At 70.6% G+C, this 16,052-nt stretch carries 15 protein-coding genes and 1 other RNA gene; 2 read left to right on the forward strand and 14 right to left on the reverse strand.

Translation table 11 applies throughout. The features are described 5' to 3' along the window. The first annotated feature begins 42 nt into the window (after positions 1–42). Positions 43–846 carry an S-methyl-5'-thioadenosine phosphorylase gene (locus QMG73_RS05750; protein ID WP_281892909.1) on the forward strand — a complete coding sequence of 268 codons (804 nt, stop codon included), beginning with the start codon at positions 43–45 and terminating at the stop codon, positions 844–846. A gap of 6 nt (positions 847–852) precedes the next feature. Here QMG73_RS05750 and QMG73_RS05755 read toward each other — a convergent pair whose 3' ends face one another. From QMG73_RS05755 to QMG73_RS05815, 13 genes are all read right to left on the reverse strand, one after another. Further along, complete coding sequence (locus QMG73_RS05755) at positions 853–1,317, reverse strand: hemerythrin domain-containing protein (RefSeq protein WP_281892910.1); 465 nt, start codon at positions 1,315–1,317, stop codon at positions 853–855. Positions 1,318–1,430: 113 nt separating this feature from the next. Further along, positions 1,431–2,117, reverse strand: coding sequence for a vWA domain-containing protein (locus QMG73_RS05760; protein ID WP_281892911.1), 687 nt, complete (start codon positions 2,115–2,117; stop codon positions 1,431–1,433). A 210-nt stretch (positions 2,118–2,327) separates the two neighbouring features. Further along, entirely contained in the window at positions 2,328–2,702 is a 375-nt protein-coding gene (locus QMG73_RS05765) for a hypothetical protein (RefSeq protein ID WP_281892912.1), read from the reverse strand. Between the two features lie 278 nt (positions 2,703–2,980). Next, positions 2,981–3,356, reverse strand: a transfer-messenger RNA (tmRNA) gene (ssrA, locus tag QMG73_RS05770). A gap of 48 nt (positions 3,357–3,404) precedes the next feature. Next, positions 3,405–4,448 (reverse strand): SRPBCC domain-containing protein, encoded by a 1,044-nt coding sequence (locus tag QMG73_RS05775; protein ID WP_281892913.1) that lies wholly within the window; start codon positions 4,446–4,448, stop codon positions 3,405–3,407. A gap of 10 nt (positions 4,449–4,458) precedes the next feature. After that, positions 4,459–5,514, reverse strand: coding sequence for an SRPBCC domain-containing protein (locus QMG73_RS05780; RefSeq protein WP_281892914.1), 1,056 nt, complete (start codon positions 5,512–5,514; stop codon positions 4,459–4,461). A gap of 19 nt (positions 5,515–5,533) precedes the next feature. After that, a complete protein-coding gene (smpB, locus tag QMG73_RS05785) occupies positions 5,534–6,010 on the reverse strand; it encodes an SsrA-binding protein SmpB (RefSeq protein ID WP_281892915.1) in 477 nt (158 codons plus the stop codon). A gap of 17 nt (positions 6,011–6,027) precedes the next feature. After that, positions 6,028–7,398 (reverse strand): M23 family metallopeptidase, encoded by a 1,371-nt coding sequence (locus tag QMG73_RS05790; protein ID WP_281892916.1) that lies wholly within the window; start codon positions 7,396–7,398, stop codon positions 6,028–6,030. Between the two features lie 126 nt (positions 7,399–7,524). Beyond that, positions 7,525–8,403, reverse strand: coding sequence for a permease-like cell division protein FtsX (gene ftsX / locus QMG73_RS05795; RefSeq protein WP_281892917.1), 879 nt, complete (start codon positions 8,401–8,403; stop codon positions 7,525–7,527). A 35-nt stretch (positions 8,404–8,438) separates the two neighbouring features. Then, the gene (ftsE, locus tag QMG73_RS05800; RefSeq protein WP_281892918.1) at positions 8,439–9,119 is read right to left on the reverse strand and encodes a cell division ATP-binding protein FtsE; all 681 of its coding nucleotides are present in this window, start codon (positions 9,117–9,119) and stop codon (positions 8,439–8,441) included. A 94-nt stretch (positions 9,120–9,213) separates the two neighbouring features. Continuing rightward, positions 9,214–10,335, reverse strand: a complete 1,122-nt coding sequence (gene prfB, locus QMG73_RS05805; RefSeq protein WP_281892919.1) for a peptide chain release factor 2 — start codon at positions 10,333–10,335, stop codon at positions 9,214–9,216. Positions 10,336–10,353: 18 nt separating this feature from the next. Beyond that, positions 10,354–10,869, reverse strand: coding sequence for a helix-turn-helix transcriptional regulator (locus tag QMG73_RS05810; protein WP_281892921.1), 516 nt, complete (start codon positions 10,867–10,869; stop codon positions 10,354–10,356). A 122-nt stretch (positions 10,870–10,991) separates the two neighbouring features. Further along, on the reverse strand, positions 10,992–12,290 hold the full coding sequence (locus QMG73_RS05815; RefSeq protein WP_281892922.1) for a serine/threonine-protein kinase: 1,299 nt from the start codon (positions 12,288–12,290) through the stop codon (positions 10,992–10,994). 107 nt (positions 12,291–12,397) lie between these two features. On the opposite strand from QMG73_RS05815, the gene QMG73_RS05820 reads away from it, so the two are divergent. Beyond that, positions 12,398–14,419 (forward strand): helicase-associated domain-containing protein, encoded by a 2,022-nt coding sequence (locus tag QMG73_RS05820; protein ID WP_281892923.1) that lies wholly within the window; start codon positions 12,398–12,400, stop codon positions 14,417–14,419. On the opposite strand, the gene pruA is transcribed toward QMG73_RS05820, so the two are convergent. Then, positions 14,416–16,044, reverse strand: a complete 1,629-nt coding sequence (gene pruA, locus QMG73_RS05825) for an L-glutamate gamma-semialdehyde dehydrogenase (RefSeq protein ID WP_281892925.1) — start codon at positions 16,042–16,044, stop codon at positions 14,416–14,418. The genes QMG73_RS05820 and pruA overlap by 4 nt on opposite strands. Between the last annotated feature and the right edge of the window lie 8 nt (positions 16,045–16,052).

Consider the following 16,052-nt stretch of genomic DNA (forward strand, 5'->3'; position numbering starts at 1 on the left):
GCACGATAGCCTGCGGCAAGGGCCATGGTTAAGGTCTCAATCGTGAGCCCTCACGCAGAGTTTGCCGTCATCGGCGGGTCCGGCCTCTACGCCTTACTGGACGGCGCCACCGAGCACGTGGTCGAGACGCCCTACGGGGCACCGTCCGACGCGATCACGATCGCCGAGGTGGGCGGCCGATCGGTGGCGTTCCTGCCGCGCCACGGGCGAGACCACCGGCACCCACCGCACCTCATCCCGTACCGGGCCAACCTGTGGGCGCTGCGGTCGCTCGGGGTACGCCAGATTCTGGCGCCGTGCGCGGTCGGCGGGTTGCGGTCCGACCTGGGGCCGGGCAGCTTCGTCGTACCGGATCAGCTCATCGATCGCACCAGCAGCCGCGTGCAAACGTACTACGACCGGGGCGCCGTCCACGTCTCGTTCGCCGACCCGTACTGCCCCGTGGGCCGCTCGACGGTGCTCGCGACGGCGAGCGGGCACGGGATCGAGGCGGAGAGCCGCGGCACGATGGTCGTCATCGAAGGCCCGCGCTTCTCCACCCGGGCGGAGTCACGTTGGTACGCCAGCATGGGCGGCACTGTCGTCAATATGACTGGGCACCCGGAGGCGGTGCTCGCCCGCGAGCTCGCCCTCTGTTACACGGCGATCGCTCTGGTGACCGACCTGGATGCCGGAGTCGAGGGCGGGCACAGCGTCACGCAGGACGAGGTCTTCCGGGTCTTCGGGGAAAACACGGAGCGCCTCCGCGCGGTACTCCTGGACACGCTGGCGGCGCTCCCGCAAGAGCGCGACTGCCCGTGCCCGTCGGTGCTGGACGGGATCAAGCTGCCGATCGAGCTGCCCTAGGACCGCTCAGGTCTCGCCACCGATGTCGGTCTCGTATGCCTCGTAGACCAGGTCGGCGCCGCGCTGCCGGTGCCGGCTGAGATCGCGCAGCAGGTCGCTCGCCCACGCGCGCAGGTCGTCGACCGTGGTCTCCAGGGCATCGACCCGCCGCTGCAGGGCGCCGAGGGCGGCGGCCACTGCCGCGTGCTCATGCACGAGTACCCGCACCGCGCGTGCCAGCCGCGGCGAGTGGTCGAGCAGTTCGGCGTACAGCCCGTCGGCGCCCTCGGTCACCACGATGTGCTCGGCGAAGGCCCCGCGCAGCGCGTGCAACCGGCTGCTCACGCGCGCCCGCCACCCCGGGTCGCCCGCCGGCGCGGCGAGTGCCTGCTCGAAGCCGTGAATGCTCTCCAGGAGGGTCGCGCGGTGCCGCCTCGCGATCGCCAGCGATGTGGCGTCGACCGCGGCCGGGTGCTGAACAGGTCCTGCCACCACGTTGCACCTCCCGCCGCGAGCTATTAGCCGATGGTCGCGGCTGGGAGCGCGGAGTGTCCAGCCCTCGCGCGAGGGTTGTGGCTGGTGGGGCTGATGAGGCGGTGGTGCGCCTAAACGCTGCCGGCGATGGTGCCGATCACCTCGTCGAGGTCGACGTCGCGCAGGCCGGTGCCGGCGTTCGAAGCCGAGTGCAGGGTGTTGCTCCAGGAGTCGGCTATCGCCGTCCACGGCTGGAGATCCGGCGCGAAGATGAGCAGCCGCTTGGCGCCGCTGTCCATGACGGCCGAGTTCCCGCGGCCACGCCCCCACATCGCGGCGAGCTCGTCCATGTCCTTGGGCATGCCGCGCGGGTACCGCATCCGGGTCGAGCCGACGCCCAACTCGTGTGCCGACGCGTCGGTAAACAGGACGATCACGTGGCGGCGCCGCTCGTACTCGCGCTCCCACGGCGATTTGATGGCGAGGGCGAGCGCTTCGAGGCCCGACTCGGGCAGGTCACCGCCGCCGTCCGCGCGCAGCCCCTTGACGAACCGCTCGAACTGCTTGGCCTCCTGCGGGATCCGCCAGAACTTGGACAGCTCCACGGGGTTGCCAGGATCGGCTTCGAAGTCCCGGTACGCCACGACGCGGATCCGTAGCTGGCCGACCGCCTTCTCCCTGGCGGCCATCGCGTCGACGAGTCGCTTGTGGAACGACAGGGCACCCTTCTTCACGGTGTCGATGACGGGTGACATGCTGCCCGTCACGTCGATGCAGAGGACGATGTCGACGGCGTACGCGGATTCGGATTCGGACACTGCGCCTCCCCTAGATCGCGGTGCCCTCATTGTGCGATCCCCACGCTAGGGAGCTTGGAGTCAAGATCAGGATCGAGCTTTGGGCTGCCGCGACGCCCGTCGCGGTCCCTGCCCGTTGCTCCCGCAGCCTCACCCGCCGCGATTCACGATCAACCCCCGCATTGCGCAGGTTGTCTAGGCGCCAGGCCAGCCACGGGAAGCTCGCCAGACCTAGATGGCAATGACCGGCGGATCGTCGCCGAGCGCGACGTACCGGTCCGGCTCCGCCGTGAGGACCTCGCAGTCAAAGTCGAGCGCCGCCAGCAGCGCCTCGGCGGTGTCCAGATCGTCGACCACTCGCATCGTTGCCGCGACGGCTGACCAGCGGGTCCATTCCGTCTCGACCGGTTCGAACGCGGGGTGCTTCGTCAGCAGCTCGACCCAAGCCTGGTCAACCCTGGATGCGGCCGTCGCGAGGACGGCGAGCGGAACGGTGAAAGCGGCGTCGTTCTCGGTGACCTGCGTCAACGGCTCGCCGACGTGCTCGCTGCCGTTCGCGTAGGCGAGAACAGCGGATGTGTCGAGAACCAGATGGATGGCCTTCATGCCGCGCGTGGTGGGACGCCGAGACGATTGCGCAGGGCCGCGAAGTATTCGGGCGTGTGGCGAGAGCGCGATTCGGCCAGCCTCTCACCAGCACGCTCTACGCCACGCCGGCTCAACGTGACCCCACGCTCGTCCGTGAAGGTGGTCTCGTCTCGTGCGTCGCTGGCCTGCTCGTGCTGGCGGCGATTCATGGCCCGATTCTACCGCCGCAGGCGGCCACGCGCGGACCCGTGAAAGCGGAGGGCGGTGCGACCGTGGTGGTCGCACCGCCCTCTGACTGGTGGAGGTGCCGGGAATCGAACCCGGGTCCTTCGACGCCTTGTCAGGGCTTCTCCGAGCGCAGCTCGCTATGCCTCTACTCGGCCCCTCCGATCACGCGAGCGAGTCGGTGTGACGGGCCCAGTCGCTGATTAATCTCGCCGCACAAGCCCCGCGACCGGGCTCGATTGGCCAGCCTTCTAGCTGATGCCGGTTAACTGGGTCGAAGGCGATCCCAGACCGACAGACTTGCTACTCGCCTCAGGCGGCGAGAGCGAAGTCAGCGCGATTGTTCTTGGCGCTTATTGGTTTCCGACGAACGATTCTCGAGACGACGTCGGCTTCCTCGGCTCGCTTCCCCTGTCGCAACGGACGAAGTCGAAACCAGTCACCCCCTAGCTGATCACTACCTTGCGCCAAGCTTAACGCCCCGCGCCACCGGTTTCATCCCGCCGCCACGCCACAGGGCTCGCCGCCCACCTGGCAGCTGTCGGGGCCCTTCTCGCCGAGCCGCGCATCGCCCGCCACCTCGAACTCGAAGGCCAGCGAAGCGCCTGCCCGCACGTCCGAGCCGGTGAACGTCACGGTAGTACCCTGCTGCTTGAAGGTGGCACCCGTGGCGTCCGTCACAGTGGCGCCTTCCCGGAGGGTGATCGTCACCTGCCAGCCCTTGGCGGCGGCGTTGCCGGTGTTCCTGAGGGTCACCTCGCCGCGGTAGCCAAGGAAGCGGGTGGACACGGTCTCGTACTGGGCGCCCAGGTCGGCCGCCGGCGCCGGCCCGGTGGTGCTCGACTCGGCGCGGCTGGTCGGCGACGCGTGCGGTGTCGGCGACGGGGTGGCTGCCGCCTCGGCACGGCCGACGCCGGCACTGGCCGGGGCCGCGGGGGCGGCGCTGGAGGACTCCTCGGCGGTGGGCGTGGGGGCCGCGACCGGGTCGTCCTTGCCGGGCCGTACGAACATGATCAGTGTTGCGCCACTGGCCACGGCGAGCACGGCGAGTACGGCCACGAGGGTCCGCCGGCCGCGACGGCGGCGTGGCGCGACGGTCGGGGCCAGGACGGTGGGCTCGTTGACTGCGCCCGCGGCGGGCTCGGCGTCGGGATCGGGGGCGGCGGCCAGATCGACCTCGCCGAACGCCAGCCAGTCCAGCGCGGCCGGCAGCCGCTCGCCCAGTACCGACTCCCAGGCTTCTCGCAGAGCCTCGCGGTGCGCGTCGTCCCACTCGCCGTACACGCAGGTCTGCCGAAGCAGCAACTGGCAGCCGTTGGACGTCTCCGACAGCTCCCACGTCAGTCGGGTGTGCAGGTCTTCATTGCCCCAGAGCATGGCGACCCGGCGCGGCTCGTCGACCCCGGTCACCTCCAGCTCCGACACCGGGTCGAATCCGGGCAGGTCAAGCCACTGGGCCAGCAGCCGGTCTTCGGTCAACGCCCGCCACACGCGCTCGGGCGGATGCTCAAGGTCGACATCTAACCGGATTTCACTCACTCGGGTGACCTTACAGACCCGCGCAAGTACTGCCGTCTATCTCGCAACTGGCCGGTTCTTTGGGGCCTAGAAGGCTAAGAGTCACGTCGAAAACGATCCGCTCGGACGAGCCCGCCGGCAGCGCGGGACCGCTGAAGATCACGGCGTCGCCGTCGCGTTTCGGTGCCGGGCCCTCGACGCCACTGACCAGATCGAGCCCCTGCACGACCAGGGTGACCGTCCACGGTTCCGACGAAACGCCGCCACTGTTGGCGACGTCGACGCTCCCCCGGTATCCCAGCAGCGTCGTCGAGACCGTGGCGTAGCTGGCCGCCAGGGCCGCCGCCGCGGGCGGGGTCGTCCGGGGTGCGGGTGCCGTCGGGGCGCCGCTCGCCGAACGGGACGGGGTCGGGCCGGTGGTGGGCGTCCGGCGCGGCGGCGCGCTCGTGCCGGACGGCGAGCGGTTGCCGGCGGTCGTCGCCGCGGGCAGGGCCGCGCCGGATGTCATCTGCGCCGCCGCCGGCTCGCTCGTGCGCGACGGCAGGTTCGCCACGACGACCGCCGCGGTCGCGACGAGCAGGGCCGCGGCGAGCACCGCGAGCACCTGCCGCCGCCGGTCCGGAGGCTCCGGAGCGTCGGTCACGCTTGGCGGTGGCGGCACCGCGATGTCCGCGCCTGTCGCAAGGCCATCGAGTACCGCGGCCAGCCGCACCCCGAAGAGCCGGCGGTACGTGGCGATGAGCTGCCGCCGCCGGGCTGTGCCCCGGATGCCGAGGAACCCGGACTGCGTCACCAGCAGCCGGGAGCCGCCCGGTGTCTCCGACAGCTCCCAGGTGACCCGCGCGTGCATCTGCTCGCCGCGCCAGCGCATCGACAGCCGGCGCCCCTCGGTCACCTCGATCAGCTCGCCACGCACGGTGCCGTCGAAGCCGGGCAGCGTCTCCGGCAGCAGCTCGAATGTGGACCCCGCGCTCGGCTCCAGGTCGGTCAGCATGAACCACCGGGAGAGCAGTTTGCGGTCGGTCAGCGCCCGCCACACCAGCTCTGGCTGGTGCTGGTACTGGACGCTGATCCGGATCTCGGTCACCGCGGCGCCCGGAGGGGGGTCACTCCATCCCCTTGCCGCGGCGCCCCATTGCCCGCGTCATCTCGCGGTCCGCGTCGCGCTTCGCGAGGTCCTGCCGCTTGTCGTACGCCTTCTTGCCCTTCGCCAGCGCGACCTCGACCTTCGCCCAACCGTCGGAGAAGTACACCGACAGCGGGACGAGCGTCAGGCCGCCTTCGCGCAGCTTGCCGATCAGGCGGTCGATCTCCATCTTGTTGAGCAGGAGCTTGCGGGTGCGGCGGGGCTCGTGGTTGGTCCACGTGCCCTGGGTGTACTCCGGGATGTGCATGCCGTAGAGATACAGCTCGCCGGCCTTCTCCTGAGCGAACGCGTCGACGAGCGACGCCCGGCCCGCCCGCAGCGACTTGACCTCGGTGCCGGTCAGCGCCATACCCGCCTCGTACGTGTCGAGGATGGTGTAGTCGTGGCGCGCTTTGCGGTTTGACGCGACGACTTTGCGACCCTTTTCTCTCGGCACCGCGCAAGCCTAGCGTGTCAGCACAGGCAACCCGGGAGCCAGCTCAGTGGTTGCACCGGGCGGCCGGAGAGGCGCACCTCGAAGTGGAGGTGGTACCCCGTCGACGCACCGGTCGTGCCCACCCGGCCGATGACCTGCCCGCGCCGCACCCACTGCCCCGCCGACACGAGGATTCGGGACTGGTGGGCGTAGCAGGTGCTCAGCCCGCTGCCGCGGTAGCTGCCGTGGCTGACGCACGTGTAGTTGCCGTACCCGCCGTTCCAGCCGGCACGGATGACCCGCCCGTCGGCGGCGGCGTAGATGGGTTGGCCGCCGCCGGCGGCGATGTCGACCCCGGCGTGCAGCTGCCACACCCGGTAGTACGGGTCGTAGCGCATGCCGAAGTCGCTGGACTTCCAGCCCTGCACCGGCATCAGGAATCTCGCGCCGGGCCGCACCACCGGCCTGCCTCCGCCCGGTTTGGTGACCTTCTGCTGGTCTTCCCAGGCACGCAGCTCCCGCTCGATCCGGGCCGCTTCCGCCTTGGCCTCCTCGTACTTGGCGAGGCTCGCGTCGCGCTCCTGCTCGGCGATCTCCAACGCCTCGGTGCGCTGGGTGGCCAGCGTGGCGACGTAGGCGACCGCCGCCTCCGCCTCGGCCTGCGCCGCCCGCGCCTCGGCGAGCGCACCTTCGGCCGCCAGCCGCGCCGCCTCGGCCTCGCGCTGGGCCAGTACGGCGTCGTTCTGCGCCTGCTTGGCGGCCCGGCGAGCCTGCGTGAACCCGTCCAGCGCCACCTTCTCGGCGCCGATGATGCGCTCGAAGTACCCGTACCGCTCAGCGGCCTCGATGGGCGTTCGCGCGTTGATCAGCAGGTTGAGGATGACGATGTCGCTGCCCTTGTACGCCGACGACACGAAGTCGCCGACCCGCCGGCGGGCTTGCTCGACGCGCTTCTCCGACTCGGCGTACCGCTGCTGCGCTCCCTTGACGGCGGCAGCGGCCGCCTTGGCACGGCGCCGTGCGGTGTTGGCGGCGACCTCCGCGGCGGCGACCAGCCCGCGGGACTCGGCCACCCGGTCCTGCGCCCCGGGCAGCGCGGCGTTGGCGGCCGCGAGCCGCATCGCGGCGCCCTGCGCCCGGGCCGTGGCGCCCTCCAGGATCGAGGCGGCCGCGGCCACCTCGGCGTCGATCCGCTTCTTGTCGTCGCGCGGGTCGGCTCTGCGAGCTGGCGCTCGCTCCGCTCGCGCAGGCCCCGCCGCCCATGAGGCGCCGCCTTCCCTCGCGCCGCGCATCGACTTCGTCGGCGCGTCGCTCAGTCCAGGCGCCGCCGGCGCCGGGGCCGCGGGGGCGGCGGGCACGACCAGCACTGCGACCACGAAGGCCGCAAACCAGGCACGATGGGGTCTCACGGGCAACTCCCCTCATTCGCACCTTTTACCGTACCCCCGTCACAGTAGCCTCAATCACATAAAACGGAACACCGCTCCCCACCCGTTCGGGCGGAGAGCGGCGTTCGAAAGATGCGCCCGAGGGCGTCAAACTCGCAGGTAGAAGCGGAGCGTGACCCAGGCGGTGACGGCGCTGACCAGGCCACCGACGCCTGCCATCAGCGGGAACATCAGGAGCACGTCGCCCCAGCTCAGCCGCGTCAGCAGGTCGGTCAGGTCTCTCAGCGATCCGTCCAGGAGGAAGCCCTTGAAGGCGGCCAGCCCAGCGAAGGCGATGATCGAGCCGATGAGCCCGGCGACCACGGCCTCAAGCACGAACGGAGCCTGGATGAACCAGTTCGACGCGCCGACGAGCTTCATGACCGCGACCTCGCGCCGTTTGCTGTACGCGGCGACCTGGATCGTGTTGCCGACCAGCAGCAGTGCCGCGATGGCCATGACCGAGGCGGCGGCCAGTGCCATGTTCTGCACGGACCCGAGGATGTTGAAGATCTTGTCGAGCAACCGTCTCTGATCGACGATCGTCTCGATGCCCTCGGTGTTCTCGTACTTGTCGAAGATCTGCTTGAACTGCTCAGGATCCTTGAGCCGCACCCGGAAGGACTCGGGGAGCTGACCCTCCTTGACCGCGTTGACCAGGTCGGGAGCATCGGCGTACATGGTCTTGAACTTCTCGTACGCCTGCTGCTTGGACTCGTAGATGACCTCCCGGACCAGCGGGTCGCCCTTGAGCTGCGTCTCCAGCTCGGACCGCTGCGCGTCGGTCACCTCCGCGTCGAGGAAGATCGCCACCTCGATGTTCTTGTAATAGAACGTCTTCATGCTGTCGACCTGCATGTACATCAGGCCGCTTGCGCCCAGCATGGCCAACGAGACGGCCATGGTAATGATCATGGCGATGGTCATCGTGACGTTTCGCCACAGCCCGACCATCACCTCGGACAGGACGTATTTAAGCCGCTGCATCGGGGGATTTCCTTCGCTGGGGTTCGGTCGGGTGGCTAGCCGTAGACGCCGCGTGCCTGGTCGCGGACGATCCGGCCACTCTCGATCTCAACGACCCGCCGGCGCATCTGGTTGACGATGTTGGAGTCGTGCGTGACCATCACGACGGTCGTGCCCGTCCGGTTGATCCGGTCCAGCAGCCGCATGATCTCGATCGACGTGTCGGGGTCGAGGTTTCCGGTGGGCTCGTCGGCCAGCAGGATCAGCGGCCGGTTGACGAACGCCCGCGCGACCGCCACGCGCTGCTGCTCACCACCGGAGAGCTCGTGAGGGTACCGGTGCTCCTTGCCGCCGAGACCGACGAGCTCCAGCACCTCGGGCACCACGCGCCGGGCGACCGCCTTGGTCTTGCCGATGACCTCGAGGGCGAAGGCCACGTTCTCGTAGGCGGTGCGGTTGGGCAGCAGGCGGAAGTCTTGGAAGACGCAACCGATCGAGCGGCGGAAGTGGGGGATCTTCCAGGAGCGCATCGATGTGATCTCGCGACCGTTGACGACGACCTTGCCCTGGTTGGGCGTGACCTCGTGCAGCAGCAGCTTGATGATCGTGGACTTGCCGGAGCCGGAGGGGCCGATGAAGAAGACGAACTCGCCCTTCTCGATCCCGCACGAGACCTGGTCCAGCGACGGCCTTGACGCCTTGGGATACGTCTTCGTGACGTTCTCGAGCTGAATCACGGGTCGAGAGTCTACGCGGTGTAACTAAATAGCCAAGTCCGGCCCGGAGCAGTTTGCGCACCTTGCCGGAAATTCGGCGCAGGCTGTGACGTACTCAGGCCGCCTCGTCCGCGAGCTCCCGCTGCTTGCGCCAGCGGATGCCCGCCTCGATGAAGTCGTCGATCTCGCCGTCGAAGACGGAGGACGGATTGCCGGTCTCCTCCTCGGTGCGCAAATCCTTCACCATCTGATACGGGTGCAGGACGTAGGAGCGCATCTGGTCACCCCAGGAGCCGGCCGCGTCGGTCTTCAGGCCCTCCATCTTGGCCTGCTCCTCCTGGCGCTTGCGCTCCAGCAGGCGAGCCTGGAGCACCCGCAGCGCGGACGCTTTGTTTTGCAGCTGGGACTTCTCGTTCTGGCAGGTGACCACGATGCCGGTGGGGACGTGTGTGATCCGTACCGCCGAGTCGGTCGTGTTCACGCTCTGTCCACCTGGCCCGGACGAACGGTAGACGTCGACCCGGATCTCGTTTTCCGGGATGTCGATGTGGTCGGTCTGCTCCACGACCGGAAGCACCTCGACACCCGCGAAGCTCGTCTGCCGGCGCCCCTGGTTGTCGAACGGGCTGATCCGCACCAGCCGGTGCGTACCCGACTCGACACTCAGCGTGCCGTACGCGTACGGCGCCTTGACCGCGAAGGTGGCCGACTTGAGGCCGGCCTCTTCCGCGTATGACGTGTCGTACACCTCGGTCTGATATCCGTGCCGCTCCGCCCAGCGCAGATACATGCGCAGGAGCATTTCGGCGAAGTCGGCCGCGTCGACGCCGCCCGCGCCGGCTCGGATGGCCACGAGCGCCTCCCGGGAGTCGTACTCCCCGGAGAGCAGCGTGCGCACCTCGAGCTCGTCGATCGCCTTGCGCAGGCCGATCACCTCGGTGCCAACCTCGGCGAAGGCGCTGGGGTCGCCTTCCGCCTCGGCCAGCTCGAGCAGCACGTGCGCGTCGTCGAGCCGCTGGCGCAGCCCTTCGAGCCTCGCGATCTCGCCGTTGGCGTACGACAACTGCGAAGTGACCTGCTGCGCCCGCGCCTGGTCGTCCCACAGGTCCGGCGCGGACGCCGCCTCTTCGAGCTGGACCTGGTGCCGGCGCAACTTGTCAAGATCGAGAACTGACTCGATGTTGCGCAGGGTGGCGTCGAGGGCCTTGAGCTCTTCGGCGAAGTCGGCAGCGGTCACAACCGTCAAGCGTACGCGTTATCCGGTGGGTGCTGTCTTCAGCCACGACAAAGCGGCCTTGTGATAGGCCACCGCGAACTCGAGCGCCGCCGAGCCGTAGTTGTCACCCTCCTTCTTGACGTCCTTCGCCTGATCGCGAGCCGCCGCGAGCGCCTGGGTGTGGTACTCGTTGGCGCTGGCGTAGAGATCCTTCAACTGGGCCGCGGAGTGCTGGTCGCCGAAGGCCACGCGGAGCGCGATCGGGTTGCGCACGGCATCCCGGCCCGGCGACTCGGCGAGCCAGCGGGTGAACGCCCGCTTCCCGGAAGCGGTGATCGCGTACGGCTGGCTGGACCGCGGTCCCGGCTTACCCAAGCGGACGTATCCCGCATCGGCCAACGCCGGCAATTCGCGGTAGACCTGACTCCGGGTCATCGACCAGAACGGCCCGAGGCGACGCTCGGCGGCGGCCATCAACTGACCACCTGTCATTGGTCCTTCGTGGAGCAGCCCGAGGAGGGCTGCGGCGGTCGGGTTGATTGCTGTTTCTGCCATGCCCTCCACGCTGCCACTTTGTAGCCTTCGCGTCCAGGATTTCGCGTGATCCGCAGGGCGATCTGCTCCACTGTGCACTGTCCGTGCCCGACAGTCCGATGAAGACCCACTACCACCAGTGATCAGCGAGGCACGAGTGGTGGTGCCGTGGGCATCGGGTCGCCTATGCCAGGCCAGCCGCGTGTGTCCGGTGTGGCCAGTGGCACCGGGGTGGCGGTTGTTGCCTCCGGTGCCGGCGAGGTGATTCTGGCCGCCGGCACGGCTCCCGTGACGCGCCCACCGCTCGCCACGGCGAGGCCGCCGAGGAAGGCGAGCACGACGAGAGCCGCCGCGCCGCCTCCGCCCGCCACGATGAAGCGCCCTCGGCGCGGGCGCGGCGAAGCCGGGTCGGACTGCTCGCGGCGGGACGGCCACGGGCTCGCTGTGCCGTACGCCGGATCGAGGTGCTGCGGGCCGACTCCGGCGATCGGGATGGCGACCATCCGGCCGGCGTACGCGGACGCGGGCGACACGGGCGCGGCGTTGAGCGGCACCCAGGTGACCTTCGCCACGGCGGCCGCCGGGCCGGTGGGCCGGGGCCACCACGTGATCTGGTCGGGGCTGAGCGGCGGCAGGGCGGGCGCGCCCTCCAGAGCCGGTTCGATGCCACGCAGCCGGGCACCGATCAGCTTCGCCTCCGGCCGCCGCTCCGGATCGGCCGCGAGGCACTCCTCGATGATCGGCCAAAGCACCGGCGGCAGCCCGGGCGGCGGGACCGGGGTGCAGGTGCCGTGGCGGCGGAGCACCTGGAGCGGATCGCCGCCCCGAAACGGACTCCGGCCGCAGACGAGCTCATAAAGCACCACTCCGAGCGCGTACACGTCGGCCGCGGGGCTGGGCGGCGCGCCCTCGACCACCTCCGGCGGCACGTACTCGGGCGTGGCGTGGATCGCGGTGGGCGGCGGGTCGGACATCCGGCGCGCCACGCCGAAGTCGATCAGGCGCACCGCCTGCCCGTCGGCGGGCACCAGCAGGTTGCCGGGCTTGATGTCGCCGTGCACGACGCCCTGGGCGTGCAGGTACGAAAGCGCGTCGGCGACCTGGGCCACCACGTTGGCGGCGATCGAGGGCGGCACCGGGCCGTCCCGGCGAAGCCGGCGGCGCAGGTCTTCCCCGTCGATCAGGTCGAGCACGAGCGCCTGCACGTCGCCCTCGCCGACGTAGTCGCGCGGCCGGACCACGCTCGGGTGATCCAAATCACGTAGGATCTCGGCTTCGGCACGGAAGGCCTCGGCCAGGCTGGCCTGCTCGGCCGCCTCGGGGCGCAGCAGCTTGATCGCGACCGGCTCATCACTGTGCGTATCGACACCACACCAGACAGTGCCGATCGCGCCGCGCGCGATCTCCCTACCTAGCCGGTACCGGCCGGCCAGCGCCTCCATGTCAATGACGGTAGGCCGAGGTCGGGGCTTCGCGGTTCCGCCTGTCGGGTGGTTGGCACGAACAAGGGACTAGCGTTCCCAAACACGCTACGAGAGGCTGATTGCTCGTGGCTTCCCCCCTGGTCCGATGGCTCGCGACACTCGACGCCGGCGAGCTCGAAGCGATCCTCACCAGACGCCCCGACACGATGGCCGCACCGGCGGTCACGAGCCTCGCCGAGCTCGCCGGCCGGCTCCAGGACGGCGAGTCGGTCTCGGTCGCGATCGGCACGCTGCCCCGTCCGGCCCTCCAGCTCATCGAGGTCATGCAGGCGTTCGGGCCACCTGCGGTCGGCGCCGACCAGCTCGCCGCGGCGGTGGGGCGGGCGCCGGACGATCCCGAGCTCGCCGCGACCCTGCGGGTGCTGGCCCAGCGCGCTCTGATGTGGCCGGACGGCGACACCCTGCGGATGGCGGGGCCGCTGTGGACGGCTTTCGAGTACCCGCTGAACCTCGGGGCGCCCGTCAAGCGGCTCCTGGAGGGGTACCCCATGAGCGAGCTGCACGAGGTCGCCATCGCACTCGGGTTGCCCGGTGGGCGTACAAGACAAAAGACCTGGACCGAGGTGTGCGCCGCGCTCGCTGACGGCGAGCGGGTGGCCGCTCTGGTCGCGTCGGCGCCCGACGGCGCGCGCGAGCTGCTGACGGCGATCGCGTGGCGCGGACCGCTCGTGGCGATGCCCGCCTACGACCGGCCGACGACCGGGCCGCTCGCGTGGGCGCTGCGCCACGGCCTGCTGTTCTCCGACGGCTGGCAGCACGCGCAGATGCCGGGCGAGGTGGGCATGGCGATACGCGGACCGGGCTGGCGCGCACCGTTCGAGCCGCAGCCGCCGACGGTGCGGCTGGCTCCGGCGCCGGCGGACGCCGTCGCGCGCGAGGCCGCCGCGGCGGCCAGCGCGGCGGTCGAGCAGGCCGCGGCGGTGTTCGGCGCGGCGCCCGTCGCGCTGCTCAAGTCGGGTGGCGTCGGCACCCGCGAGCTGCGGCGGCTGGCCAAGTCGGCCGGCTGCGGCGAGTCGCAGGTCCGGCTGTGGCTGGAGCTCGGGTACGCCGCCGGCCTCCTCGGGATGGCGGAGGCGCAGGTACTGCCGACCAACGCGTACGACACGTGGTGTGCCGCGAGCCCGGCGGCTCGTCTCCAGCCGCTGCTGCGCGCCTGGTCACTGCTGCCCGCCGCCCCGCTGGTGGCCGACGCCGGCCCGACACTCATGCGCGACGAGGTAGGGCTGGCCGCCTACGACCTGCGCCCGGCCCTGCTCGACGCGCTGGCCGACCTCCCCGACGGTCAGGGCGCGGGCGACGGTCTCGCCGAGATGCTGGGCTGGCGGTCGCCGCTGCTTGCCGACCCGGAGGAGCCCCTGCTGGACGCGCTGTGGGAGGAGGCGCGGCTGGTCGGCGCCGTCGCGCACGGCGCGCTGACGCCGCTCGGCCGAGCCCTGGTCGACGACGATCAGGCCGGCCTCGCCGGTGCCGCCGAGGAGCTGCTGCCGCCCGCGGTGTCCGAGGCGCTGTTTCAGAACGACCTCACCGCGGTGGTGCCCGGTGCGCCGGCCGCCGCGCTCGCCGACCTGCTCGACGACACCGCCACCCGGGAGTCGCGCGGTGGCGCCATCACGTGGCGCTTCTCGGCCGCTTCGGTGCGCACCGCGCTGGACGCCGGCCGCACGCCCGAGGCGCTCGTCGACGCGCTGCGTTCGGTCGCGGTGGGCGGTGCGCTGCCGCAGGTGCTGGAGTACCTGGTGGCAGACGTCGGCCGGCAGCACGGGCGGCTGCGGGCGCGCGAGGTCAGCTGCGTGCTGTACGCCGACGACCCCGCGCTGGTGGCGGAGGTGGCCGGGGCACGGGCGCTGCGTCCGCTGGGGCTCACGGTGCTGGCCCCGACCGTCCTCACGAGCACCCGCCCGCTCGGGGAGACGCTCGCGGCGCTCCGGTCGGCCGGGTACGCGCCGATCGGCGAGGACGCGTCGGGAGCGGCTGCGATCGAGCGGCCCGCCCGGCGGCGTGCTCCCGCGCCGCGGCGCCGGCCATCACGGGCCGCGGCCTTGACAATCAAGCCCGCCGAGCTGGCCGCCCTGATCGCGGCGCCCTAGCCCATGTGGGGGTAGGTGTGGTCGGTCGGCGGGACGAACGTCTCCTTGATGGTGCGCGGCGACGTCCAGCGGACCAGGTTGTGCCAGGAGCCGGCCTTGTCGTTGGTGCCGCTCGCCCTGGCGCCGCCGAACGGCTGCTGCCCGACCACCGCGCCGGTCGGCTTGTCGTTGACGTAGAAGTTGCCGGCGGCGTACCGGAGCGCCTGCGACGCCCAGTCGACGACCCGGCGGTCGGTCGCGAAGACCGCACCGGTCAACGCGTACGGCGCGGCCCGCTCCGCCTGCGCCACCACGTCTTCGAAGCGCGCGTCGTCGTACACGTGCACACCGAGGATCGGTCCAAAGTACTCAGTCGTGAAGACCTCGTGCTCCGGGTCCTCGCACTGCACCACGGTCGGGCGCACGAAGTATCCCTCGCTGTCGTCGGCGGTGCCGCCGGCGATCACGGTGCACGAGTCGGCGTTCTTGATGCGGTCGAGCGCGGCGGCGTGCTTGGCGAACGCCCGCGCGTCGATGACCGCGCCACCGAAGTTGGTGAAGTCGGTGACGTCGCCGTAGGCGAGGGAGTCGGCGACCGCCGCCAGCTTGTCGCGCACCCCGGCGTCCCAGAGCGAGCGCGGCACGTACGCCCGCGAGGCGGCCGAGCACTTCTGGCCCTGGTACTCGAACGCACCCCGCACGAGCGCGGTCACGAGCGCGTCCGGCTCGGCGCTGGCGTGCGCCACGACGAAGTCCTTGCCGCCCGTCTCGCCGACCAGCCGCGGGTACGTCCGGTAGTCCGCGATGCGCTGCCCGACGGCCTGCCACAGCGTCTGGAACGTCTTGGTGGAACCGGTGAAGTGGATGCCCGCCAGGTCGGGGTCGACCAGCGCCACCTCGGAGACCGCGAGCCCGTCGCCCGTGACCATGTTGATGACACCGGGCGGCAGGCCGGCCGCCTCGAAGAGCCGCATCGTGAAGTGCGCCGAGAACTGTTGGGTCGGCGACGGCTTCCACACCACCGTGTTACCCATCAGGGCCGGCGCGGCGGGCAGGTTGGCGGCGATCGCGGTGAAGTTGAACGGGGTGACCGCGTAGACGAAACCCTCCAACGGCCGGTGGTCGAAGCGGTTCCACATGCCCGGCGATGACACGGGCTGCTCGGCGAGGAGCTTGTGTCCGAAGTAGACATTGAAGCGCAGGAAGTCGATCAGCTCGCAGGCGGCGTCGATCTCGGCCTGGTACACCGTTTTCGACTGGCCGAGCATCGTGGCGCCGTTGAGAGTGTCGCGCCACGGGCCAGCGAGCAGATCGGCGGCGCGGAGGAAGACGGCGGCACGGTCCTCGTAGGACAACGCGCGCCACATCGGAGCGGCTTTCTTCGCGGCGGCCACCGCCGCGGCCGCGTCGGACGTCGTCGCGTTGTGCGTGACGCCGAGCACGTGCTGGTGCCGATGCGGCTGCACCACGTCGATCGGGGCGCCGCCAGCCATCCGCTGCTCGCCGTCGATGGTCATGGTCAGGTCGAGCCGGTCGGCGGCCAGCTCGGTCAGACGGCCCTGCAGGCTTTCACGCTCGGCACTGCCCGGTGTGTAGTTTCGGACCGGCTCGTTGCGCGGCGGGGGTACGGCGGAAACGGCGTCCATCTGCGGCT

This window comes from Phytohabitans aurantiacus, from assembly GCF_027923225.1.
Lineage (GTDB): Bacteria > Actinomycetota > Actinomycetes > Mycobacteriales > Micromonosporaceae > Phytohabitans > Phytohabitans aurantiacus.

Coding starts and splice junctions, on each gene's coding strand:
- QMG73_RS05765 (WP_281892912.1), bottom strand. CDS start 2,702: ATGAAGGCCATCCATCTGGTTCTCGACACATCCGCTGTTCTCGCCTAC.
- ftsX (WP_281892917.1), bottom strand. CDS start 8,403: ATGCAGCGGCTTAAATACGTCCTGTCCGAGGTGATGGTCGGGCTGTGG.
- QMG73_RS05810 (WP_281892921.1), bottom strand. CDS start 10,869: ATGGCAGAAACAGCAATCAACCCGACCGCCGCAGCCCTCCTCGGGCTG.
- QMG73_RS05815 (WP_281892922.1), bottom strand. CDS start 12,290: ATGGAGGCGCTGGCCGGCCGGTACCGGCTAGGTAGGGAGATCGCGCGC.
- pruA (WP_281892925.1), bottom strand. CDS start 16,044: ATGGACGCCGTTTCCGCCGTACCCCCGCCGCGCAACGAGCCGGTCCGA.